Source organism: Xanthomarina sp. F2636L (assembly GCF_026410195.1).
GTDB lineage: Bacteria > Bacteroidota > Bacteroidia > Flavobacteriales > Flavobacteriaceae > Xanthomarina.
In genome coordinates this window covers 162062-187123 of the sequence record NZ_JAPMLM010000061.1, presented here as the reverse complement: position 1 = coordinate 187123, position 25062 = coordinate 162062, and the positions used below count along the sequence as shown (strand labels likewise).

The window sequence follows — 25062 nt, the reverse complement described above, 5'->3', positions numbered from 1 at the left end:
AATACAAAAATCATTCCTTAATTAGGATATGGTTAATATTGTTTTAAAACAATTTTATCGTTTTGGTTGTAAAGTTAGGAATTGTTTTACGACTGAAAGTACATCAATCCATTTAAAATTTAATCCAAATGAAAATATTTATAAGTTTCCTATTTCTGATTAGTTTGCAAAGTTGCATGAGTCAAGAAAACAAAAAAACCACTTCTGAAAACACTTTTAAAGTGACTAAAACTAATGATGAATGGAAACGGGAATTAAGTCCAAAAGCCTATTACGTTTTAAGAGAATCCGGTACCGAAAGAGCTTTTTCCAGTCCGTTAAACAACAATAAAGAAGAAGGAATTTATGCTTGTGCTGCTTGTAAAACACCTTTATATAAAAGTGAAAATAAATTCGATTCTGGCACCGGATGGCCAAGTTTTGACAGAGTTATCGCTGGGAATGTTGCTTTTTCTAAAGGAGGAAATGGCTATATGGGTATTGAAGAACACTGCGCTACTTGTGGCGGACATTTAGGTCATGTGTTTGACGATGGCCCAAAAAACACTACAGGAAAAAGACACTGCATCAATGGTGTGGCACTTGAGTTTATTCCTAAGTCCTAGGTTTTTTTTGAAGTTGAAGTTACACATGAATACTTTTGTTATTTGGTGTTTTTTCTATAGCAAGAAAACAAGGAAAGACTCAACAACATGATTGTAGACCTAGATTAAAAGGCCATATTTTATCTTCATTTTTCTTTCAACTTAAAGCCTAACTGCTTTTTTTAATTTTTAGAAATCGGAATTTGTTATATAAACTTTACTTTTTGTACCTTCGTGACTTCAAAAAACGACTAAAAAATATACGATGAGTAAATACGATATAATTGTTCTTGGAAGTGGTCCTGGTGGCTACGTGACTGCTATTAGAGCGTCTCAGTTAGGTTTAAAAACTGCTGTAATTGAAAAAGAAAGCCTTGGTGGCGTGTGTTTAAATTGGGGTTGTATTCCAACAAAAGCCCTTTTAAAATCTGCTCAAGTTTTTGAATATTTAAAACATGCTAACGATTATGGCCTGTCTGTAAAAGAATTCGATAAAGATTTTGATGCCGTTGTAAAACGTAGTCGTGGTGTTGCTGAAGGCATGAGTAAAGGGGTTCAGTTTTTAATGAAAAAGAACAAAATTGACGTAATTGAAGGTTTTGGAAAATTAAAACCTGGAAAGAAAGTTGACGTTGACGGAAAAGAATATAGTGCAGATCATATTGTTATTGCCACAGGTGCTCGTTCTAGAGAATTGCCAAGTTTACCACAAGATGGTAAAAAAGTAATTGGTTATAGAGAAGCTATGACTTTAGCAGAACAACCTAAGAAAATGATTGTGGTAGGTTCTGGTGCCATTGGCGTAGAGTTTGCTTATTTCTACAATTCTATGGGAACAAATGTAACAATAGTTGAATTTCTTCCTAATGTTGTTCCTGTTGAAGATATCGACGTGTCTAAACAACTAGAAAAAAGCTTTAAGAAGAGTGGTATTAAAATCATGACGTCTTCTGAAGTCACTAAAGTAGATACTTCTGGTAATGGCGTAAAAGCTACGGTTAAAACTGCTAAAGGTGAAGAAGTTCTCGAAGCTGATATTATTTTATCTGCCGTTGGAATTAAATCAAATATTGAAAACATTGGCTTAGAAGATGTTGGAATTGCTGTAGACAGAGATAAAATCTTAGTGAATGATTACTACCAAACAAACATTCCTGGGTATTATGCCATTGGAGATGTAACTCCCGGACAAGCCTTGGCTCACGTAGCTTCTGCTGAAGGAATATTATGTGTTGAAAAAATAGCAGGACAACATGTGGAAGCATTAGACTACGGAAACATTCCTGGTTGTACCTATGCATCGCCAGAAATTGCTAGTGTTGGATTAACTGAAAAACAAGCCAAAGAAAAAGGATACGACATTAAAGTTGGGAAATTCCCTTTCTCTGCTTCTGGAAAAGCTAGTGCTTCTGGAGCAAAAGATGGATTCGTAAAAGTGATATTCGACGCTAAATATGGTGAATGGTTAGGTTGCCATATGATTGGTGCTGGAGTAACAGATATGATTGCTGAAGCTGTTTTAGGTAGAAAATTAGAAACTACCGGACACGAAGTTTTAAAAGCAGTGCATCCACATCCAACCATGAGTGAGGCGGTTATGGAAGCAGTTGCTGATGCTTATGGAGAGGTGATTCACTTATAGAATAAAGTATATAATATATAGAAAAAAGTCCCGAAATTTTCGGGACTTTTTTTATGGATAAAAATTAAAAAAATTAAACTGGACTTAAAAAACTCTGAATTGCCAATTCATAACTTTGTAAACCAAAACCAACCACCACCCCTTTCGCATAAGCTGCTACATAAGAATGATGTCTAAAGTCTTCACGCCCAAAGGTGTTTGAAATATGAACCTCCACAACAGCTGTTTCTATGGCTGCTACGGCATCTCCAATTCCAACCGAAGTATGTGTATAAGCAGCAGCATTTAATATAATGCCATAATAAGAAAAGCCAACCTCGTGAAGTTTATCAATAATCTCGCCTTCAATGTTAGATTGATAATGTTCCAAAATCACTTGAGGGTATTTGGCTTTTATAGTCTCAAAAAACTCATTAAACGTGAGACTCCCATAAATTTGAGGCTCGCGTTTCCCTAATAAATTTAAATTTGGCCCGTTAATAATGATGATTTTTTTCATCTAGTAAAATGGTATTATAGTTTAAAGTAAAGGTATCAAAAAATAAGGCATAAAAAAACCGAAACATCCTGTTTCGGTTATATTTAAAAAGAGGCTTGGTTTAAAAATAGTATCCTAAAGATACTTGCATGACCCCGTTTTTTATGACATTAGAATCTGCATCTACTTCATCGTTAATATTTGTTAATCCAAAATTATAACGGAACCCTAAACTAATATCATTTTTTAATCTGTACGCAAAACCTGCTACAAGACCAAAGTCAATGGGTTTCACACTCTCGTCTAAATCCACATTTCTACCAGCAGAACCTGATTGGTCTAAACCAGAATAATCAACTGTTACATAAGCTTTAGCAGACATTAAAATTCCTAACTGTGGTCCAGCCTCTAGGCTTAGCCCCTCTAATACGTAGTACTTAAAAACAACTGGAACATTTAAATAATTTATTTTGTATTTTGTAACTACATCATTCCATTGATAATAGCCTCTTTCTGTATATTTTTCTCTGGCTCCTTGTGTGGAAAAAGTTATCTCTGACTGAATACTCATGTTATTATTTAACATCGCTTCGGCCATGACACCTACATGAAAACCTGTTTTCATTCTGGCATCCTCAACATCACCAAAAAAATTGGCAAAATTAACACCAGCCTTGACACCTAACTTTGTACTCTTAGAAGTGTCTTGAGCTTGTACATTAAAAAAAACGGATAGTGTTATTACAACAACAAACAGACCTTTATGGCTCATAAAATTTGGGGATTTAAAAATTTCTGCAAACATAAGTTCTAACCAGATACTTTGCAATAATTAACACAAAAAAAAACCGAAGCATTTAACTTCGGTTTTATCTTGTCATATAGGTTTATACTAAAACATAAATCCAATTCCAAATTGCCAAACAGCATGTTTAGCATCCACATTTTCAAAAATGGTATTATCTTCAAAAATATTTGTTAGACCAAGATTATAACGTCCATTTACAAAAAAGCCATTATCGAACTTATAGGCAGCTCCAAGAACTATACCTGTATCAAAATCCTTTACATAAGAATCCTCTTCATTAATCTCTATGTCTCCTCCATCTGAATTAGGTTGAAAATCTAATTCTTCGTGTATTTTAAAACCAAATTGTGGTCCGGCTTCTATACTTAATCCCTTTACTAAATAAGCTTTAAGTAATAGTGGTACTTGAATATAATCTAATTGATATTCAATATTTTCATTCGTATCGAAAATATTGTCTTGATCTATCTCTTTAACATCAAAACCTTGACCTGAATACATAACCTCTGGTTGTAAAGAAAGTCTATCTGTGATAGGAATTTCTGCCAAAACACCTACATTAAAACTTGTTCTAGATTTTACATCATTAAAATCATCACCAGATATGGTTGTAGAATTTACACCACCCTTAACCCCAAATTGAATAGTTTTGGAGTCTGCTTGCGCAACCATGATATTTGTACTAAAAAGAAATATTCCTGTAATTAAAAATAAATTTTTCATTGTTAAATATTTTTATTGTTTAAGTTCAATACAAAGTTGTTTTAATTTTAAAGGGTTGTTTGACTTATACCAAAAAAATAATGACGTGATAAAAAAGTTGTATAAAAAGAAAACCGAAGCAAAATTGCTTCGGTTTTCTTATATATTATAATATAAATGTTTTTTTAGAACATGAATCCAGCAGAAAGTTGGATAACACCATTATTCCATTTATCATCTACTCCATCTACATCAAGTACATTAGTTAAGCCTAGGTTATAACGAGCGCTAAAATTTAAACCGTTATCTAACTTGTATCCAAGACCAAAGTTTAATCCGAAGTCAATTGAACTAATCATGTCTTTAACGTCTTCGTCACCAGATTCAGAGTAAGTCTCATCAAAACCTCCACCTTGAACTCGTTCTGTATATTCATAATCAGCTTTAGCAGAAGCTAAAATACCAACTTGAGGTCCAGCTTCAACACTAAAACCGTTAGTTACATAATATTTAAAAGATACAGGAATATTGATATAGCTTAAATTTAATTTAGTTTCTTCTTCTTCAGTATAAGTCACACCTCCAATAGTCTCTGTTGAAGAATATGAATCTTTGGTACCTTGTAAAGAATATAACAATTCAGCTTGAAGTCCCATTTTCTCAGTGAACATTAGTTCTAAAGCTCCACCAATATGGAACCCAACTTTTAAATCGTTATCTTCAACATCACCTGTTAGAGTAGCAAAGTTAACACCTGCTTTAGGCCCAAAACTAACTTCCTGTGCGTTTACATTCGATAATCCAAATACTGCTACAGCAGCGATAAGTAATACTTTTTTCATAATAAATTTAAGGTTTTAATTATTTTTAATTGTCGCCAAATATACATTTTTTCTTAATTCCGAACTATTAAAAAAGCAAGAAAGCTCCTAATTCTTTAAAATATGTACAACTAATTGATATTAACAGTAAACCCTAAATTAAATGCCGAGTAATAAAAGTAATTGTCACTAATTCCTATATAATTGAAATTTAATTGAAAGTTTTCGTTTAGATTAAATCCAAACATAGGTCTCCAGTAAAAACCTCCATCATAATACTTATTATTAAAGTTGTCTTTAGCACTTGTAACAGAAATGGCATAACCTATATCCGCTCCAAAAACCAAGCGTCTGTTTACATTAAAACGTGCTGCAGCAGCTACAGGAACGTATTGAAAGTCTGGAGTATCAAAATTTCCATAAATAGGTCCTACATAATAACTGTCTCCAAATGCCTGTCCATAACCCGTAGCCAATCCTAAGTTAAATTGTTGATTGACTTCGAATAAATAATTAGCATCTACTGAAAAGGCAAAGGAAAAATCGTAACCATCATAATTTTCATAAGGAAAACCAATACTTCCTCCAATATTAAAACCCGATTGCGCATAAGTAAAAGCACTAAACATACATGCTATTAAAAGTGATATAAGTTGTTTTTTCATGTTTTTTGGTTTTTTAGTTTGAATAAATATATTAAATAAATTTAAAACATTTTAAAGAATACTAATCTCATGTTAACAAAAAAACCGAAGCTGAACTTCGGTTTTTTTATTTATTATTTATAAAGTATGGATTAGAATCCAAATTCAACTCCAAAATTGAAAGAAGTGAAGCCACTACTAGACACATATGTGCTGCCATAATACTCGTCGTCATAATCTACACCACCAGAAATACTTTGGAAAGATGCTATTAAGGCAACAACTCCTAAATCGAATCCAAATTTAGGTCTGGCATAAAACCCAGATTTAGCGTCTCCGGATACATTAACTGCAACTCCTAAATCCAAGCCTCCAAAAAACTTATGGTCTGCAAAATAATATCTTGCAGAAGCGGCTATTGGAATAAAAGAGGCGTCTTTGTAATCTCTTGCAAAATAATATTCGTCATCCCAATTGTAATAGGTGTAGTTTCCATCTGCTAAAAAATGTGTATAACCAAGCAAGCCTCCTACTTCAAGGTTATCTATAACCTCAAATAAATAAGCGCCATCAAAGCCAAAATTAAAAGCAGCAATATCGCTTGCTGTACTTAAGGGTAATCCTATATTAGCTCCAACGTAAAAACCTCCATTTTTGGCCTTTTCTACAAAGTCATCCTGGGCTTTTGTTTGCGTAAATCCGAATACTGCTATGGCAGCACATAATAATATTTTTTTCATAATTACCTGATTAGTTAATGATTAATTTGATTAATTTAAATTAAATATAGTTATAATATTCTTTTAAATAAAAAAAAGACATAAAAAAAACCGAAGCAAATAACTTCGGTTTTAAGAATATTTTAGGATTTCGAAATCCTTGAATTTATTAATCTAAAGAGCATGTCTTAGAAAGAAAATTCAACTCCTAATCCAATAGTTGACCAATCTCCTCCATCTAAACTAATTCCAGTATATGAAAAATTAGCTCCTATCATGTCTGTAAAGTTGTAACCAACTCTTGGACGATAGTAAAATCCTCCATCGTTACCGTCGCTAATTCCAATGGCATATCCTAAATCAGCTCCAACATAAAATTTTTCAGTTGCTAAAAAACGTGCTGCAGCAGCCACAGGTAAAAATTGAACATCATCATAATCAACATCAAATGAGTAGCCAAATGCACTAAGGGTTTCTGTTTTACCAAAAGCATTTGTAAACCCAGTAGCTCCACCAACTAGAAATTGTTCTGAAACTTCTACAAAATAAGCTGCATCCAAACCAATACTGAATGAAGATACATCTCCTGCATCACCTACTGGCAGTGCAAAATTTGCTCCTACTTTGAAACCTCCTTGAGCATTCATAAATGAAAATCCAAAAATTGCTATAGCAGCCGTTAAAAATAATTTTTTCATAATTCTTTAAGTTTTAAAGTTTTTAAATTGATATCACAAACTAAATACTTTTTTTTCTATTTATGAACAAAAAATTATATTTTATTAACAATTTATTTAACAATAAATATTAAACAATTGTTTTATAACACTTTAAAAATTAAAGTTATTAACAAAAAGCATCAATGAAATTTGTTTTAATACTAAAACACCATCTTTAGAATGCTTTTTAATTTACATTTGTACTAATGAAATGGGAACATGCTTTAAAAGATTATAAGCTTTATTTAAAAATAGAACGAGGCTTATCTAGTAACTCGATTGCTAGTTATGGTTTAGATGTGGAGAAACTAATGCTGTTTTTGGAGACAAATCATATAAACGTTACACCCATTTCAATTTCAAAAGATACCATACAACAGTTTATTTATGATCTTGCTAAGTTGGTTAATGCTAGAACCCAAGCACGAATGATTTCTGGATTACGGAGTTTTTTTAACTACCTTATTTTTGAAGATTATAGAACAGACAATCCACTAGAGTTAATAGAATCTCCTAAAATTGGTAGAAAATTACCAGACACCCTTTCCATAGATGATATAAATAGCCTAATTGAGGCAATAGACTTAAGTAAACCTGAAGGTGAACGCAATCGGGCCATTTTAGAAACTTTATATAGTTGTGGTTTACGTGTAAGCGAATTGACAAGTCTTCAAATTTCTGATTTATTTTTTGATGAAGGTTTTATAAAGGTTACTGGAAAAGGAGATAAACAACGTTTTGTTCCTATTGTCAATTCGGCTCAAAAATATATCAATTGTTATAAAAACGAGGTACGGAATCATTTATCCATCCAAAAAGGTCATGAAGACACGTTGTTTTTAAATAGAAGAGGCAAACAGCTAACTAGAGCCATGATTTTTACTATAATCAAACAGTTAGCCGAAAAAATAAACTTAAACAAAACTATTTCTCCTCATACGTTTAGACACTCCTTTGCCACCCATTTATTAGAGAATGGAGCTGATTTAAGAACGATACAACTTATGTTAGGCCATGAAAGTATTACCACCACAGAAATTTATATGCACGTAGATAAAAGTCATTTAAAAAACGTGCTTCACGCCTTCCACCCAAGAAAATAAAAATATTTTTTTTTAAATTTCATTTTATAAATAGCTGATTATTAATTACCTTTAGTTGTATGACTCCTCGTTTTTATATTCTTATTGAGGAGGTTTTGTAAAACTAAAAAAAGAAGATGCTATGGATTTTACAAGTTTGAATTTCCCCAATAATAATAATAATAATAATAATAATTCCGACAGTTTTTCAGAAAAAAGAAAATGGCAAGTAGCGGTCGAAATAACAAACGTTGGAGTCTGGGAGTTTAATGCTTTACACAATAAAGTCTATTTTTCTGAAGCCTCTAAACGAATTATCGGCTATGAAAATGATAAGCATTTTGGAGATAATCTTAACGATTGGAATGACAAAGTACATCCTGAGGATAGAGCTAATTATTTTCAAGATTACCAAGACCACATCAATGGGTTAAAACCTATGTATGTTAACGAGCATCGTGTATTGTGCAAGGATGGCACATATAAATGGATTTTAGACAAAGGACAAATTATAGAAAGAGATGCTCATGGCATTCCAATTCGTTTTATTGGAACGCATGTAGATATTACCAAGCAAGTAGAAAGCAGAATAAAAATATCCAACACGCTTAACATTATATCCAAACAAAATAATCAGCTTAAAAATTTCGCTCATATTGTAACTCATAATCTCAAACAGCATGCTGCTAATTTTGAAAGTTTATTAGATTTTTATGACGAAGCTGAATCTAATTTTGAGAAAGAAGATACTGTAAAATACCTTAAAACTCTTTCAGAATCACTAACCAAAACTATTGCTAATTTAAATGAAATCGTTTCGGTGCAAAACAATAAAACAGCCAATATTGAAAAAGTTTACTTAGCAAAAGAAGTGGATAATATATTACATGTGCTTAAAATGGTAATTAGTGAAAACCATGCCGTTGTGAAAAATAATATCAACGAAAAATTATATATTTATTATAACCCTTGTTATATAGAAAGTATCATACAAAATCTTTTAACAAATGCTATAAAATATAAACATCCAGATAGACATCCTGAAATTTTTGTGGACAGCATGATTGATTCGGAAAATATAAAAATAGTAATATCTGATAATGGTATTGGAATTGATTTAGAAAAATTTGGAGACTCCATTTTTGGATTGTATAAAACGTTTCACAAGAACCAAAATGCAGAAGGTGTTGGTTTGTATTTAATAAAGAATCAAATTGAAGCTTATGGCGGATCTATAGAAGTTGAAAGTCAGGTAAATATTGGTACTACTTTTACCATAAACATACCCAACAAAAAAAGTTCTATCCCTTCCAAAGTAAATGCTTAATATAGATATATAGTCTAGAGTTTGAAACTTACTATTTACCTATAGATATAGACTAATTTCTAGAACAGACTCAAGACCTTTAATCCAAGAAATTAATTATTTTATCGTTTTTTTGTGCGTTTTATCGATTTATTTGTATTTTTATAAACCCAAATAGAAATTTACCCCAAGTCTATTTAACCTATGAAACGTAACATAAACTTAAAAAGCGCACCGTTAAAGGAACCGGAGAAACAAAACTCACTTTTGGAGTCCTTTAAATATCAATTTGTTTTAGATAATTCTAATATTGGTGTTTGGGAATGGGATGCCATTTCGGATAAAGTTTATTATTCTAAGTTGGCCAAGTACAATTTAGGTTACTCAGATTTTGAAGATTTATCTGAAGACCACTGGAATAATCGGGTTCATCCAGAAGATTTTCCTTCACTAAAAGAACGACTTACTAAGCATATTGATAAACAAACTCCCCTATATAAAAGTGAACATCGTTTATTATGTAAGGATGGCAGCTATAAATGGTTTTTAGATTGTGGCAAAATTATTGAACGTGATGCTTCTGGAAACCCCAAAAGAGGCATAGGCACTTTAACTGATATTACTGAAAGTAAGGAAAATGAGAAGGTTTTAATTAATAATTTAGATATTATTACTAATCAAAATCAAAAACTTACAAATTTTGCACATATAGTTACTCATAACCTAAAAGAATACGCTGGAAATTTTGAAAGTTTACTTCAATTTTATGATGAAGCTGAAAATGATTTGGAAAAAAATGAATTAATAGATCATTTAAAAACAGTATCCAAATCATTAAGCAAAACCATTTCGAGTTTAAATGAAATTGTATTAAAACAATCCATGAAAAAGATTGAACGAAGTCATTTAAACATATACAATCAAATTGAAGACACCATTAAAATTTTAGATCTAGAAATTCAGGAAAAGCAGGCTGTTATCAATAATAATATAAATAAAAACATTACCATTTATGCTAATTCTGCCTATTTAGAAAGCATAATACAAAATCTAGCAACCAATGCTTTAAAATATTCACATCCCCAAAGAACCCCAATAATATCTATAGATTCCCACATTTTTGATGATGGTCTATTAATGATAACCGTTACAGATAATGGAATAGGTATTGATTTAGAAAAACACGGGAAAGATATTTTTGGATTGTACAGAACGTTTCATGGTAATGAAAATGCAGAAGGTGTTGGACTATATCTTACAAAAACTCAAATAGAAACCTTAGGAGGGAATATTACAGTAAAGAGTATTGTTAACGTAGGCACCACATTTACCATAACTATGGATACAAAAAGAAAACCAGCATAAAAGCTGGTTTTTTTCATTATTTATTTTTTAAAATCCTACTACTTCGCAATATTAACGGCTCTTGTTTCTCTAATAACAGTTACCTTAACTTGTCCAGGATAAGTCATATCTGTTTGGATTTTTTGTGAGATACTGAACGATAAATCAGAGGCATTTTGATCGGAAACCTTTTCGCTTTCCACAATAACTCTTAATTCTCTACCCGCTTGAATTGCATACGCTTTTTTAACACCTCCAAATCCAAAGGCAATATCTTCAAGATCTTTTAATCTTTGTATATAACTATCTAAAACCTGACGTCTTGCTCCAGGTCTTGCTCCTGAAATAGCATCACATACTTGTACAATTGGAGATAAAAGAGAGGTCATTTCAATCTCGTCATGATGCGCTCCAATGGCATTACATACATCTTCTTTTTCACCATATTTTTCTGCCCATTGCATTCCAAGGATTGCGTGAGGAGTTTCCATATCAGCTTCGGCATCCGGCACTTTACCTATATCGTGTAACAATCCAGCACGTTTAGCCAATTTAGGGTTTAAGCCTAATTCTGCAGCCATAACACCACAAAGTTTTGCAACTTCTCTAGAGTGTTGTAATAAATTTTGTCCGTAAGAAGAACGATATTTCATTCTACCCACAACTTTAATAAGCTCTGGATGTAGATTATGGATTCCTAAATCGATAATGGTACGCTTTCCTACTTCAATGATTTCTTGCTCAATTTGTTTGGTTGTCTTTTTAACAACTTCTTCAATTCTAGCTGGATGGATTCGACCATCAGTAACTAATTTATGTAATGAAAGTCTTGCAATCTCACGTCTAACGGAATCGAAACAGGATAAAATAATAGCTTCAGGCGTATCGTCTACAATAATTTCAACCCCTGTTGCTGCTTCAATAGCGCGAATATTTCTACCTTCTCTACCAATAATACGACCTTTCACATCGTCTGATTCTATATTGAAGACAGACACACAGTTATCTACTGCTTCTTCCGTTCCAATACGTTGTATGGTATTAATAATAACTTTTTTCGCTTCTTGTTGCGCGGTCAGTTTAGCTTCTTCTAAAGTATTTTGAATGTATGACATAGCATCACTTTTAGCTTCACCTTTTAACGATTCTACTAATTGTGCTTTAGCTTCTTCGGCCGATAGACTAGAAATAACCTCTAATTGCTCTATCTGACTTTTATGCAATCTATCTATTTCTACTTGTTTTTTGTCTAGAACTTCGACTTTGTGATTGTAATCTTTTACTTTATCCTCAAGACTTTGATTAAGTTTAGCGTTTTTAGATAATTCGCTAGAAACCTGAGATTCTTTGTCTCTAATACGTTTTTCGGCATCTGCCATTTTTTTATCACGAGAGGTGATAACTTTTTCATGTTCAGATTTTAATTCAATAAATTTCTCTTTTGCCTGAAGTATTTTATCTTTTTTAAGGCTTTCACCTTCATTATTGGCTTCCTTAAGAATGGCTGCTGCCGATTTTTTAGCACCTTTTATAAGTTTTGAAGCATTATTTTTTTCTAAGGCTTTTGCTATAATGAAACCTATAATGATTCCTAGCAATACACCACCTATAGTTAATATAATTGAGTTGTCCATGTTAGTTTATTTGTATATATAAAAAAAGCCTACACTAGTTGTTGTTTTGATCTAAACTCCTTAAAACAAGTTTAGGGCTAACAGACTGATCAAAAATCTGCTCGAGATACTGAAATAAATCAGCACTAGCAGCTCGCTTTTACAGTCTAAACTCACCCTTTTTAAAGAAGTAATGTTGAGTTTTCCAAAAAATTAACTAATGTAGGCAGTAACCTTATTTATTTTAAAGAACGTTAAGAGTTTAAATGCAGTTGTAACATATTGTTTAAAGCTGTTAGTTTTTCTTCAACATGCTCACTTACATTTTCTGTATCTATTGATTTTTGTTCTACTTGAGATGCAAACTGTAAAGCGCACATGGCTAATACATCTTGCTTATCTCTCACAGAATAACTTTGCTCAAATTGATTAATCATAGCTTCAATGTTTTTAGCTGCTTTACGCAATCCTTCTTCCTGGCTGGGCAAAATGGTTAAAGGATATACCCTATTAGCTATGGATAGCTTTATTTTAAGCTTATCTGACATTGAATCTTGATGTTACATTAATCGGATAATTGCGCAATACAATGATCAATCTCCCTAATTAATGTGTTTATTTTAAGCTTTGTTTCTCTTTTATTTTCGTCACTACCAAGCATTGTATTTGCAATTTTGAGTGCTTCGTATTTTTCTTCCCAAGAAACTATTATTTGTTGTTGGTTAAGAAACTCTTGTTTAGAAATTTGCAACTCTTTTTCCAGCTTTAAGTTGGTTTGCTTTACAGTCTCTAATTCTTGTAAAACTTGACCTACTTTTACTTCAAGAGCGTCAACAATTTCTTCAATTTTACTCATTTACAATTTGCAATACTTATTAGACAAAGTTAAGATACCTTCGTATAAATTACAATTGTTTTTACATAAAATTTATAAAATGTTGTAATTGCTTGATATTATAGCAAAACAGCATGCAATATATCTTTTGTAGATACCGTTCAATTTGATAATTTAGCAGTAATTATAATTTATATGAAAATTAGCTTAAACATTTTACTTTTTTTTATTTGTGTTAGTAGTTTTGCACAAGATTATTATCCTAAAGATTACTTTGGTAATCCCCTAGATGTTACTTTAGTGCTATCTGGTTCTTTTGCCGAACTGCGTTCCAACCATTTCCACTCTGGATTGGATTTAAAAACCCAACAACGCGAAGGTTTAAAAGTTTATGCAGCAGCAAGTGGTTATGTAAGTCGTATAAAAATCTCTCATTTTGGCTATGGAAAAGCAATATATATTAAGCATCCAAACGGCTACACTACTGTGTATGCACATTTGCAAAGATTTTCACCAGAAATAGAAGCTTATATTAAAAAAATCCAGTACGAAAAAGAATCTTTTGAGGTTGAAGTATTTCCTAAAACAGAAGATATAATTTTAGAAAAAGGAGAGGTCATTGGCTTTAGTGGAAATACTGGTGGTTCTGGTGGACCACATCTTCATTTTGAAATAAGAGATAATAATGAAAGGCCTATCAATCCACTGCTTTTTGGATATGATATAAAAGATACTACGTTACCCGTAATTAAAGAGGTTTATGCCTATCCTATGGATAATAATTCCTATGTCAACAAATCTACTGAAAAACAAAAGTTACGATTAATTTCACTTCCAAATGGCGATTATACGGTTGAAAACATTCAAGCTTATGGAACCATTGGTTTTGCTATAGAATCTACAGACAGGCAGGATTTGGCATACAACAATAACGGGGTATACAACATTCAGTCATTTTTTAATGGCAATAAAAAAATAGACATCCATTTTAATCGTTTCTCGTTTGATGAAACTCGACACTTAAATCGGTTTATTGATTATGAACATTACAAAACCAAAAAAGAAAGACTTCAAAAGCTTTTTATAGAGCCTCATAATCCGCTAAGCTTATATAACGAATCAGACAATCAAGGCTTTATTAAAGTGGAAGATAGCACGGCTTCAGTATATAAAGTGGCTGTAAAAGATTTTAAAGACAATACCGCTTGGCTAACCATAAATATTGAAGGTAAAAAGGAACAAGATTTTAAATTAAAAGACTCTTTTGTTTCTTCATATTTTATTCATGCAGACAAAACTAACGAGCTCTTACACAAGAATATTTCGGTGGAATTTTACCCAGATACCTTTTATGATGATTTTTACATGGATTTTTCTGTATCAAACGATACCATCATACTGCATAAGGACATTATTCCTGTAAAAAAACATTTCAAAATTACTTACGACATTAGCAACTATAGCCCGCAAGATGCTGAAAAACTCTATATTGCAAGACTTGTTGGTTATAAAAAATATCCTTGGTATTCTAACACCATTAAAGAAAAAAACCTTATTTACACCATAACAGACGATTTAGGAACTTATGCATTGGTAACAGATACTGTGGAGCCAACCATACGCGCCATAAATTTTAAAGATGGGCAATGGTTAAGTAAATATCGTTTTTTAAAATTAAAAATTGAAGACAAAGGTTCTGGTATTTCAAACTATCGTGCAACTGTTAATGGAAAGTGGATTTTAATGGAGTACGATTATAAAACAAAAACCTTAGTTCACGATTTTAACGACAACATTATTACAGAAACAAAAAATAATTTAAAAGTGATTGTTACCGATAATGTTGGAAATAATTCTACTTTTGAAACGACATTTTACAGAAAATAAATAATTAAGCTTTTGAAAATAAAAAATTATCTCGTTTGTTTTTTCCTTTTTTCGATGTCCTTTTTAGGGTTTTCACAATCAGGAACACTTAAAGGTGTTATTTTAGACGACGCCAACAATCCCATTGCAAATGTTAATATTAAAGCTGGAGATAAAGGAACTGTCACTAATAACAACGGTTTTTTTATCTTAAAAATACCTTCAGATCAAGAAGTAACAGTCGTATTTTCACATATTACCTTTAAAAGTATTATTGCTACTTTTAATTTAAAAAATGGCGAAGAATTTGAATTTCATCCCATGATGAAAACTTCCGTTGAACAAATTTCAACGGTTGTAATTTCAGGTAAACAAAGAAAAGAGGTTGAAGGCATTATTACTTTAGAACCAGAAACTATTAGACAAATCCCTGGTGCCAATGCTGGAGTTGAAAATTTATTAAAAACACTTCCAGGAGTTAGCAGTAATAACGAATTAAGCACACAATATTCCGTAAGAGGTGGAAATTACGACGAAAATTTAGTTTATGTGAATGGCATAGAAATTTACAGACCATTTTTAGTTCGTTCTGGACAACAAGAGGGTTTGAGTTTTGTGAATACCGATTTGGTTCAAAATGTCGATTTTTCTGCTGGTGGTTTTCAAGCAAAATACGGCGATAAACTAGCTTCCGTTTTAGACATTACTTATAGAAAACCTTATGATTTTGGTGTTAGTGCCGATTTAAGTCTATTAGGTGGAAGTTTAGCTGTAGAAGCCATAAGTAAAGATTCTAAACTTTCTGGAATTATTGGAATTCGTTATAGAAATAATAGTTTACTTGTAAATGCACAAGAAACAGAAACCAATTACGACCCAACATTTGCCGATGTTCAAACCCAAATAAACTATAATTTTTCAGATAAATTTAGCTTAAGCTTTTTAGGAAACGCTTCTTTAAACAAGTACAATTACCAACCTAAAACCAGACAAACTAACTTTGGAACTTTAGAAAACCCCTTAGCCTTGCTCGTGTTTTATGAAGGTCAGGAAAAAGATCAATATCAAACTCTTTTTGGAGCTTTAAAAGCAACATATTTATTAAACGACAACGTCACTCTTAACTTTATTGCGTCTACATATCATACAACTGAAGAAGAGTATTTTGACATCTTAGCACAGTACCGATTAGGAGAAGTAAACACCAATATTGGTGATGAAGATTTAGGTGAAGTAGAATTTAGCGAAGGTATTGGAGGACAATTAAATCATGGGAGAAACGATTTAGATGCTTTAATTACAAATATTGAGCATAACGGAAAATACACTTTAGACGATAATGATTTTGAATGGTCTATAAAATACACCAACGAAGATATTAGAGACCGTTTGGTTGAATGGGAAGTCATAGATTCTGCTGGGTTTTCAATCAACCCACCAAATATAGATGCTTTTAACAACCAACCCTATACGCCATACGAAGGTCCTTTAACGGCATTCCAAAATGTAAGAGCTAAGAACCATACAACTATTCAAAGATTACAAGGATACTTGCAATGGAGCAAACGCACCTCTCTGGGAGATAACGATGTTTGGTTTAACGCTGGAGTAAGAACACATAGTTGGACCGTGAGTGGTGATGGTATTGAAAAAACATCGCAAATAGTTTTTAGTCCTAGAGCGCAATTTGCTATTAAACCTAATTGGGAAAAGGACATGCTTTTTAGAATTGGTGGTGGGATGTATTACCAACCTCCTTTTTACAGAGAATTACGAGATTATTCAGGAACTGTAAATCCAGATGTGAAGGCTCAAAAATCCTTTCAAGTGGTACTAGGAAATGATTACAGCTTTAAAATGTGGGAAAGACCTTTTAAATTAACAACTGAAGCTTATTATAAGAAGTTGACAGATGTTAATCCATATACTTTAGAGAACGTACGTATTCGTTATGCAGCTGCTAATAATGCCACAGCTTATGCTTATGGACTAGATTTAAGGTTAAATGGCGAATTTGTACCAGGAACAGAATCTTGGTTTAGTTTTGGATATTTAAAAACCCAAGAAAACATTGACGACAGAGGCTACATTGCTAGACCAACAGACCAACGTTTAAAATTTGCTGCGCTTTTTCAAGATTATGTGCCTAGCTTACCAAAAATGAAAATGTATTTAAATTTAGTTTATAATACAGGGCTTCCTGGGGGTTCTCCAAGTTATTCAGATCCTTATGAATATCAAAACCGTTTACCAGATTATAAACGTGCAGATATTGGTTTGCAATATGTTATTGTAGATTTAAACGAAACTCACATGGGTTGGAGAAAGCCATTTAAATATTTATCTATTGGTTTTGAAATTTTCAACATTTTCAACGCGCAAAACTCCATAACAAACACCTGGGTTAGAGATGTGTACAGCAAGAGACAATACGCCATTCCTAATTACTTAACGCCACGTGTGTTCAATGTAAGGACAACAATGAAGTTTTAATAATTTAACATTCTTTTTTAAAATTGAATTAATAACATGTATACATTTGTATGTACAAAACATCCTTGATTTATATTTAATATGAATTTTGATGTTTAAATAAAACATGAAACAAACAATTAGAAATATAATGGCTTTAAGCCTGCTTTTTGCTTATAGTTTAAGCATCAGTATTTCTATGCAACATTTCATAGTAGATACTGTTTTTAATCAAGAACAGCATCATGATGTAACTGTCAATCTTTCAGACTCTAAAACTCCAGAAATATCTATATTTCCTAATTTAGAACCTCTTGGAGAGGTAGTTAGCCAAAATGTTTCTAATGTTCAAGCAACCTATTTTAAAGCATATTTTCAGCTTTTTAAACATGCTGAAACTTATACCTTAACTAAGGATAACCAATATCTTTTCAAAAGTATTAACATCCAACCTAGTTTGGATATTGATGCACTACTCTATCCTTTTCATACCTTTTCATAAGAGCTTATTTCTTATTTATTCACACATCTAATTTTCTTGAAGATTATTAGCTGTCCTACGTCGTTTAATCTATGTATTACGGCAAAAACTCAATTTATAAAAAATAAAAAATAAACTCATGGAATCATATAGCACATTTATAGGAATTGCAATAGTACTTATTATATTAATCCCTCTTTTCTTAATTCAAAAATCGCAAAAAAATCAGAAAAAGAAATCAAAAAAAGGCTTTGTATTAGAAGCTAAAAACAATAATTTAAATATTAGCGAATTAGACTCTTGGGGTACTTATTATACCATAGCCATAGACGAAGCTGCAAACAAGCTTATTTATTCAAAAATAATTGATGCAGAACACAACATCACTATTGTAGATCTAAGTCAAGTGGAATCTTGCGAAATAGTTAAAGTACTTAGACCTGTTAAAAACAAAACCACATATAATACTGAAACAGACAAAATAGATTTGCTTATTACTTATAAAACAAAAGCAAAAGACGTTTTAGAATTTTATAACATAGATGTTAATTTTCAAATGAGCAACGAAATAGCGCTACTTGAAAAATGGAATTCAAAAATTAAAAGCAGACTTATTAAAAAAGCACATGCAGCATAAGTGTTAATTATATTGCAACAAAAAAAACCTTCAGATTAGTAAACTCTGAAGGTTTTTTATTTAAAAACTTTATTTTTTAGATGAGGTTATTTCTCAACAAATTCTTTTAAAACTTCAATAATATAATCTATTTCTTCTTTGTTATTATATTTGCAAAAAGAAAATCTTATAGAAGGTTTCTGTTGGTCTTCTTCACTTAAAATATGTTCTAATACATGAGACCCTTTTCCACTTCCACTTTGGCAAGCACTCCCTTTTGAACAAGCAATTCCTTTTAGATCCAATTGAAACTGAAGCGTTAAAGCTTTTTCAGCAGACATTGGTAAGCAAACATTCAACAACGTATAAGTACTTTTTGAATTATCAGAACAATTTCCATTAAATTTAATTTCTGGAATGGCTTTTTTAATTTCAGCTTTAAAATAATCTTTTAAACCCTCCACGTACGTTCGCTCTTCCTCTAAATGTTCATAAGCTAAAACAAAAGCAGTTTCCAAACCTTTAATATTATGAACCGATTCTGTTCCAGCCCTAAAGCCTCGCTCTTGAGAACCTCCAAAAATAAGTGGTTTTAAGGTGTTGTTTTTTCTAATATAAGCAAACCCAATTCCTTTTGGTCCATGAAACTTATGAGCTGCTGCTGTTAAAAAATCGATTGGTGTTTCTTTAACATCCCATTTATAATGACCAATAGACTGGACCGTATCGCTATGAAACAAAGCATTATTCGCTTTGCAAAGTGCAGATACCATATTAATATCTAATAAATTTCCTACCTCATTATTAACGTGCATTAAACTAACCAGTTTTCTTTCGTCGTTTGCCGTTAATAAGCGTTCTAAATCTTGGTAATCTGGTGTGCCACAATCCTGAAGCTTCACATATTCAACAGTAACATCATATTCGTTTCGTAATTCTTCAACCGTATGTAAAACGGCATGATGCTCAATGGTAGACGTAATAATGGTAGTAACATTGGCATCTCTAACAGCACAGCGTAAAATCATGTTATCTGCTTCTGTTCCACCCGAAGTAAAAATAATTTCCTGTGGAGATGCATTAAGTTCTTTTGCTATAAGTTTTCTAGTCGTTTCAATAATCGATTTTGAGGCTCTACCAAAAGCGTGTGTCGAAGAAGGATTTCCATATTGATGTTCTAAAACATCTTGCATGGTTTTTATTACTTCAGGTCTTACTTGTGTGGTTGCAGCACTATCAAAATAAACAGGTTTCATGTATATGTTTTTAATGTTTTTAATTTATCGTACTTTCTTTTGTTAGTATATTCATAGAATATATATAATGAGTATTCTAATACTAAAAAGTTAGTGTAAATGCTTTAAAAACGTATTTTTACATTAATTAAGTGGCAAAAATAAGGCAATTAAAATTATTTGCAAGAAGCCACGTTGTATATTTACCAAATCTTTTATTTTTGTTGTAAAATCTATGAATGCCATGCGAAAATTATTAACCTTTTTATCAATTATATTTTTAATATCTTCTTGCGATGATGGAGATGTTTTTTTAGTACAATTGGATTTCGACGACACTTTTGAAGCTTGTGGCGAATTAGTATTTTTTAATGTGAAAGACAGTCCTGCCGAAACTATTTCCTTGCAAATTAGTTCGCCTGCAATTACTTTAGATGATATTTTTGAAGTAGAACCAAATGAAACGAATCCTTTTCTGGTTGAACTTGTAAATTCAGAAATCCTAGGAACCATAGATGGATCTTCCAATTTATTTAACTATAGAAGTTATAACAGCCTTTCAGATAACTTATTTTGTAACGATGTGCCTCCTTCCAACCTAGAAATTATAGAAGATTTATCTAGTTCGGATGGTTCTTTTACCATTTATACAACTTTAATAGAAGATGACAATGATGGGATTCCTGCAGAAATGGAAGATTTAAATGGAAATGGCGATTATTATGATGATGATACAGATGGTGATGGCATTCCTAATTTTTTAGATCCAGATGACGATGGAGACAACGTACTAACAAGTACAGAGCTGATTGATTATGATAACGACGATGACGATGATAATCCATTAACAGATCCACAAGATACAGATGGAGATGGCATTCCAAATTACCTGGATACAGACGATGATGGCGATGGCGTTTTAACCATAGACGAAGAAAATGTTAATCAAGATCAAAACCCTGCAAACGATTTTACCAACCCAAATATAGCAGACTATTTAAATCCTGATGTTGCAACCACGGTTCCGGCAACGGCTTATAGAGTTCATACCATTATTCAAACGTTTGAAGTGTCTGTAATTGTTGAAAACATTTCATTTCCAACTTTAAATCAGAGTACGTTCGATTTTGGATTATTACAAAATGCTAGAACTACTGGATCAAGAGCTGTAACGCCTGAATTTTAATCTGTAGCAACATTTTGAAAAATATAAACTTCGGTAGCTCCCAAGCCATATTTTTGGTAGTTGGCATCATAGAATTTTACATTATTATATCTCCCAAATAGGTATTCCAATTCTATTCTTAGAACCCCTTCTCCTACGCCATGGATAAAAACCACTTTCTGAATACGATTTCTAATAGCAAATTCCAACTGCTTCCTAGCGGTATCAAGTTGCAAAGTTAACATATCGTGATTACTCATTCTTCCAGATTTATCTGTTAATTGATGAATATGTAAATCCACTTCCATTGTAGGCTCGAAACGCTCTTTAACTTTCTTTCTTACAGAAGGTTTTCGTTTTTGCTCCTCTTTTTCACTTAGAACCTCATTAAATGAAACATCTACAAAAGATTTTGATTTTAAATCGGACTTATTTTTAATAAGAACCAACTCCTTTTTATTAAAATCCATTTCAAAACCATGGACATCTTCCACTGTTATGGTATCTCCAACTATTTTCACAATAAACCCCGTTAAATCCTCATCTAAAACAGACACCTTATTCCCTACTTTAAACATCTTCCTCTTGTTTTATTTGTTGGTCTTGATCTGTATCTCTTTTACTGGGAATACCACTAGAAATACGAAACAATCCAAACATTAAGATGACGATTCCTAGAATTAAAATAACCACGTCTTGCTCTTCTCCGGCTTGCGCATAAATAGCAACAATACAGCCTATTATAATGAGTAAATAATTTAAATATTTCGAATAATTCATTTTATATCGATGATTCTTAACGGTTTAACGAATATAGCATTAGCATATAATTATTATCTAAAATTATAATTACTTTAACTAAACTCTATGACTAATTAAAAGTGAAAAATATGAAAAAAAATGACTTTTTTACCAAGTTCCAAATCTTATTTATAACCATTTTACTATTTTCTTTTAGTGCCACGGCTCAGGTCGGGATTGGAACGACTAGTCCAACCACAACTTTAGATGTGGACGGTGCTGTTTCTTATAGAGACGGAGGAACATTAACTTTAGTAAATGGAAATAACAATAATATTAACTTAGGATTAACTCCTTATTCTAATTATAGAATTGTAGGCCCAACTACTTCATTTAGTGTTAATAGTATAATACCGATTACAGCATCAGATGGACAGGTAATTACATTGCAAAACACTACAAATGCTTCAATGATATTAAGACACAATAATGGTGGCTTGGCAAATAACAGAATCCTTGTTCCAAGTGAAAGAAACCTAGAGTTAACTGGGAGGTATTCTTCTGTTACTTTAATGTATAGTAATGCTCAAAGCAGATGGATATTACAAAACAAACTTTCAGATGAAACAAGATATTACACTGCTCCAAGTGATTTTGAAGCAAGTACAATATACAACTTAACCTATAATATTCCTGCTTGTACTTCTACTTCCATCGTAAGTGTTAATTTATTAGGGGATTGGAGTGTAGGGACACAACCATGGGAAGACATAACAATTCATCACGTAGAAGCAAGAACGGGTCAGGTAAGATTTGTATTAGTGAATAGTGCTTGGTCTACAGACTACATTAATATGGATTTTGTTATAAGTGTTAGAAATTAATTCAATGAAATTATGATGAAATATTTTTGTATGTGCATTTTCTTATCCTGTTACTTATCTTATTCTCAAGAACAAAATAACAGAATTGAAATGAATAGAATAACTTTAGAAAACTTACAAACATTTTCTTATGATGAGTATGTTTTATTACCTAAGAAGGAAAAAAAGACAACTAAAGCAATCTATTCATTATATAATAAAGAGCACGATTCTAAAAAAATTATTTATTTAGAAAACCAAAAGATCTATGATGCTGAAGAATATTATACTAAACCAAAATTAGTAAAAAGCACAGTTAGCAATAACAACTTGCAATCTAAACAAAAAAACGTCAAAAAACTTAAAACTATTTTTTTAGAAAATCAAGATGTTTTTACAAAGGAAGAGTACTTGGCTAAACCAAAATCTAAAAAGTCTATTACTAATAAGTAAAATTAAAAAAATGAAATTAATAATTACATTAATATTCTTTGCTACTTGTAGTTTATTGTTTGCTCAAACAGATTTATATGTAAGCAACAACGCTAATATTTACGTTTACGTAGATGGCACTGCCTTTTCTAGTGGCACAAATGCTCCCTTATATGTAACCAATGGCATTGAGTTAGCTGGTACAAATAGTAATCTCTATTTACGTAATGAAGCACACCTTTTACAAGGAAACGATGTTGGTAATTCTGGAACCGGTAGATTGAGTGTACATCAAACCGGTAACTCTAACACCTATATGTACAATTACTGGGGATCTCCTGTTGGTCAAAACAATGGGGTAGCTGGTAATACTACTTTTATGCCTAGCAATAATTTTTATCGTGAAACTGCTGCTCCTATTACAAGTACACCTTTTGGTTTTATAGCTGGTTACAATGGAACAACATCTCTAATTGCTAGCTATTGGTTATACACCTATATTGGTTTACCTTCTACAACTAATCCTTATGAAGATTGGATAGGATTAGGTGGTGGTAGTTTACCTGTTGGAGGCGATCCTAATGGGACCTTAGATTCTGGTTATGGTTTTACTATGAAAGGAAACCCAAGTGGTGCACAAAAATATGACTTTAGAGGCAGACCTAATAATGGAACTATTACTGCAACAGTAAATATTAATCGAGAAACTTTGGTGGGAAATCCATATCCTTCTGCTTTGGATGCTCGTGATTTTATTCATGACCCACTGAATACAGGAATTTTAGCCGACTATAGTCTTGCCTTTACTACTGGTGTTTTAAAATATTGGGAGCAAGATGCTCTTAGTTCTACATCTCATGTACTCTCCAGTTATATAGGTGGATATGCTTTATACACAATTTCTGCGGGAGGGGTTGACTCTTTCACCCATGCTCCTTTTACAACATACTTATTAGATGGAACTCCAACAAATTTCCCTACTGGAACAGGCTCTAAAATTGCCTACAGATATATTCCGGTAGGACAAGGTTTTTTTATTGAAGGAGCTGCAACTGGTGTTGTAACATTTACCAATAACCAAAGAGAATTCTATAAACAATCTGGTACAAATAGTGAGTTTTTTAGAACAGTAGATTCAAGTGGTACAGAAGACACTATTGAGGAAACCGAATACACAGAAGATGGCTTAAACATTGTTCCTGCAGATTTTAAACGCTTTAGAATTAATGTGGACTTTTCACAAGGTGAATTTTACACCAGACAATTATTAATGAACTTCCATCATACAGCAACAGATGGATTTGATTATGGCCTGGAAGCTAAAACGAAATTTTCTGAAAATTCCGATGCCTATTGGATTTTAGACAATGTACCATATCTCATACAAGCCTTTAATTACGATATGGAATTACGAATTCCTTTAGTGGTTGAAGCAAAAAACAATCAACCCATAAGATTTAGAATTTTTGATGTGCAAAATTTTGATGAAAGTCAACCTGTTTTTATTCATGATATTGAAGCTGGATTATATGTTGATTTAAGACAACAAGACTATGAAATAAACTTACCTCAAGGTAACTACACAGACCGATTTGAAATAACCTTTACGTCTGAAGCATTAAACATAGACCAAGTTATTACTGCTGAAGATATAAATATGTATCAAAACAATCATTTAGCAGTATTAACCATCTCTAATCCAAAACTTTTAGAAATTAAACAAGTCAGATTGTATGATGTTTCTGGAAAACAAATTTTCGATGAAAGAAACTTAAATAAAGAAGCAACCTATAGTTTTTCAACAAAAAATTTAAGTCAAGGAGTTTATATTGCTAATGTTACTTTTGCCGACAATCAAGTGATCAGTAAAAAGATTATTGTTTCAAATAAATAA

Annotated in this window: 26 protein-coding genes and 1 other RNA gene; 13 read left to right on the top strand and 14 right to left on the bottom strand. The window is 31.9% G+C overall.

The features are described from left to right. Nucleotides 1–128: 128 nt before the first annotated feature. The gene (gene msrB, locus OS191_RS06265; protein WP_267154870.1) at nucleotides 129–605 is read left to right on the top strand and encodes a peptide-methionine (R)-S-oxide reductase MsrB; all 477 of its coding nucleotides are present in this window, start codon (nucleotides 129–131) and stop codon (nucleotides 603–605) included. A gap of 244 nt (nucleotides 606–849) precedes the next feature. Next, nucleotides 850–2226 carry a dihydrolipoyl dehydrogenase gene (gene lpdA / locus OS191_RS06260; protein WP_267154869.1) on the top strand — a complete coding sequence of 459 codons (1377 nt, stop codon included), beginning with the start codon at nucleotides 850–852 and terminating at the stop codon, nucleotides 2224–2226. A 73-nt stretch (nucleotides 2227–2299) separates the two neighbouring features. Here the strand turns inward: lpdA and aroQ are convergent, their stop codons facing one another. The 7 genes from aroQ to OS191_RS06225 form a co-directional block, all read right to left on the bottom strand. Beyond that, nucleotides 2300–2725: a type II 3-dehydroquinate dehydratase gene (gene aroQ, locus OS191_RS06255; protein ID WP_267154868.1), complete on the bottom strand. Its 426-nt coding sequence runs from the start codon at nucleotides 2723–2725 to the stop codon at nucleotides 2300–2302. A 100-nt stretch (nucleotides 2726–2825) separates the two neighbouring features. Next, nucleotides 2826–3476, bottom strand: coding sequence for a porin family protein (locus OS191_RS06250; protein ID WP_267154867.1), 651 nt, complete (start codon nucleotides 3474–3476; stop codon nucleotides 2826–2828). Nucleotides 3477–3596: 120 nt separating this feature from the next. Further along, a complete protein-coding gene (locus tag OS191_RS06245; RefSeq protein ID WP_267154866.1) occupies nucleotides 3597–4235 on the bottom strand; it encodes a porin family protein in 639 nt (212 codons plus the stop codon). Between the two features lie 164 nt (nucleotides 4236–4399). After that, nucleotides 4400–5056 carry a porin family protein gene (locus tag OS191_RS06240; protein ID WP_267154865.1) on the bottom strand — a complete coding sequence of 219 codons (657 nt, stop codon included), beginning with the start codon at nucleotides 5054–5056 and terminating at the stop codon, nucleotides 4400–4402. Nucleotides 5057–5166: 110 nt separating this feature from the next. Further along, the gene (locus OS191_RS06235; protein WP_267154864.1) at nucleotides 5167–5700 is read right to left on the bottom strand and encodes an outer membrane beta-barrel protein; all 534 of its coding nucleotides are present in this window, start codon (nucleotides 5698–5700) and stop codon (nucleotides 5167–5169) included. A gap of 131 nt (nucleotides 5701–5831) precedes the next feature. Further along, nucleotides 5832–6419: a hypothetical protein gene (locus tag OS191_RS06230; protein WP_267154863.1), complete on the bottom strand. Its 588-nt coding sequence runs from the start codon at nucleotides 6417–6419 to the stop codon at nucleotides 5832–5834. A 167-nt stretch (nucleotides 6420–6586) separates the two neighbouring features. After that, nucleotides 6587–7096 (bottom strand): outer membrane beta-barrel protein, encoded by a 510-nt coding sequence (locus OS191_RS06225; RefSeq protein ID WP_267154862.1) that lies wholly within the window; start codon nucleotides 7094–7096, stop codon nucleotides 6587–6589. Between the two features lie 227 nt (nucleotides 7097–7323). Between OS191_RS06225 and xerD the strand changes: the two genes are divergently transcribed. From xerD to OS191_RS06210, 3 genes are all read left to right on the top strand, one after another. Next, the gene (xerD, locus tag OS191_RS06220) at nucleotides 7324–8220 is read left to right on the top strand and encodes a site-specific tyrosine recombinase XerD (protein WP_267154861.1); all 897 of its coding nucleotides are present in this window, start codon (nucleotides 7324–7326) and stop codon (nucleotides 8218–8220) included. Between the two features lie 121 nt (nucleotides 8221–8341). Next, nucleotides 8342–9526 carry a sensor histidine kinase gene (locus OS191_RS06215; RefSeq protein ID WP_267154860.1) on the top strand — a complete coding sequence of 395 codons (1185 nt, stop codon included), beginning with the start codon at nucleotides 8342–8344 and terminating at the stop codon, nucleotides 9524–9526. Between the two features lie 183 nt (nucleotides 9527–9709). Beyond that, nucleotides 9710–10870 carry a sensor histidine kinase gene (locus OS191_RS06210; RefSeq protein ID WP_267154859.1) on the top strand — a complete coding sequence of 387 codons (1161 nt, stop codon included), beginning with the start codon at nucleotides 9710–9712 and terminating at the stop codon, nucleotides 10868–10870. Nucleotides 10871–10908: 38 nt separating this feature from the next. On the opposite strand, the gene rny is transcribed toward OS191_RS06210, so the two are convergent. The 4 genes from rny to OS191_RS06190 form a co-directional block, all read right to left on the bottom strand. Next, a complete protein-coding gene (gene rny / locus OS191_RS06205; RefSeq protein WP_267154858.1) occupies nucleotides 10909–12483 on the bottom strand; it encodes a ribonuclease Y in 1575 nt (524 codons plus the stop codon). Between the two features lie 53 nt (nucleotides 12484–12536). After that, a non-coding RNA gene (ssrS, locus tag OS191_RS06200) (6S RNA) lies at nucleotides 12537–12664 on the bottom strand. 52 nt (nucleotides 12665–12716) lie between these two features. Further along, entirely contained in the window at nucleotides 12717–13010 is a 294-nt protein-coding gene (locus OS191_RS06195; protein WP_267154857.1) for a cell division protein ZapA, read from the bottom strand. Between the two features lie 17 nt (nucleotides 13011–13027). Continuing rightward, complete coding sequence (locus OS191_RS06190; RefSeq protein WP_267154856.1) at nucleotides 13028–13318, bottom strand: coiled-coil domain-containing protein; 291 nt, start codon at nucleotides 13316–13318, stop codon at nucleotides 13028–13030. A 174-nt stretch (nucleotides 13319–13492) separates the two neighbouring features. Between OS191_RS06190 and OS191_RS06185 the strand changes: the two genes are divergently transcribed. The 4 genes from OS191_RS06185 to OS191_RS06170 all read left to right on the top strand — a co-directional run bounded on the left by OS191_RS06185 (nucleotide 13493) and on the right by OS191_RS06170 (nucleotide 18753). After that, entirely contained in the window at nucleotides 13493–15184 is a 1692-nt protein-coding gene (locus tag OS191_RS06185; RefSeq protein ID WP_267154855.1) for a M23 family metallopeptidase, read from the top strand. 54 nt (nucleotides 15185–15238) lie between these two features. Next, entirely contained in the window at nucleotides 15239–17656 is a 2418-nt protein-coding gene (locus OS191_RS06180; RefSeq protein WP_267154854.1) for a TonB-dependent receptor, read from the top strand. 106 nt (nucleotides 17657–17762) lie between these two features. Next, nucleotides 17763–18137, top strand: a complete 375-nt coding sequence (locus OS191_RS06175; protein ID WP_267154853.1) for a hypothetical protein — start codon at nucleotides 17763–17765, stop codon at nucleotides 18135–18137. A gap of 118 nt (nucleotides 18138–18255) precedes the next feature. Then, on the top strand, nucleotides 18256–18753 hold the full coding sequence (locus OS191_RS06170) for a hypothetical protein (RefSeq protein ID WP_267154852.1): 498 nt from the start codon (nucleotides 18256–18258) through the stop codon (nucleotides 18751–18753). Nucleotides 18754–18839: 86 nt separating this feature from the next. Here OS191_RS06170 and OS191_RS06165 read toward each other — a convergent pair whose 3' ends face one another. Next, on the bottom strand, nucleotides 18840–19988 hold the full coding sequence (locus OS191_RS06165) for a cysteine desulfurase family protein (RefSeq protein WP_267154851.1): 1149 nt from the start codon (nucleotides 19986–19988) through the stop codon (nucleotides 18840–18842). A 223-nt stretch (nucleotides 19989–20211) separates the two neighbouring features. On the opposite strand from OS191_RS06165, the gene OS191_RS06160 reads away from it, so the two are divergent. Beyond that, entirely contained in the window at nucleotides 20212–21153 is a 942-nt protein-coding gene (locus OS191_RS06160; RefSeq protein WP_267154850.1) for a hypothetical protein, read from the top strand. Here the strand turns inward: OS191_RS06160 and OS191_RS06155 are convergent. Beyond that, entirely contained in the window at nucleotides 21150–21710 is a 561-nt protein-coding gene (locus OS191_RS06155) for a DUF8465 domain-containing protein (RefSeq protein ID WP_267154849.1), read from the bottom strand. The two genes, OS191_RS06160 and OS191_RS06155, sit on opposite strands and share 4 nt — an antisense overlap. Beyond that, entirely contained in the window at nucleotides 21703–21912 is a 210-nt protein-coding gene (locus OS191_RS06150; RefSeq protein WP_267154848.1) for a hypothetical protein, read from the bottom strand. The genes OS191_RS06155 and OS191_RS06150 overlap by 8 nt, the downstream gene beginning before the upstream one ends. A gap of 110 nt (nucleotides 21913–22022) precedes the next feature. Here OS191_RS06150 and OS191_RS06145 point away from each other — a divergent pair, with 110 nt between their 5' ends. The 3 genes from OS191_RS06145 to OS191_RS06135 all read left to right on the top strand — a co-directional run bounded on the left by OS191_RS06145 (nucleotide 22023) and on the right by OS191_RS06135 (nucleotide 25062). After that, nucleotides 22023–22757: a hypothetical protein gene (locus tag OS191_RS06145; protein ID WP_267154847.1), complete on the top strand. Its 735-nt coding sequence runs from the start codon at nucleotides 22023–22025 to the stop codon at nucleotides 22755–22757. A 90-nt stretch (nucleotides 22758–22847) separates the two neighbouring features. Continuing rightward, a complete protein-coding gene (locus tag OS191_RS06140; protein ID WP_267154846.1) occupies nucleotides 22848–23189 on the top strand; it encodes a hypothetical protein in 342 nt (113 codons plus the stop codon). A gap of 10 nt (nucleotides 23190–23199) precedes the next feature. Then, entirely contained in the window at nucleotides 23200–25062 is a 1863-nt protein-coding gene (locus tag OS191_RS06135) for a DUF8693 domain-containing protein (RefSeq protein WP_267154845.1), read from the top strand.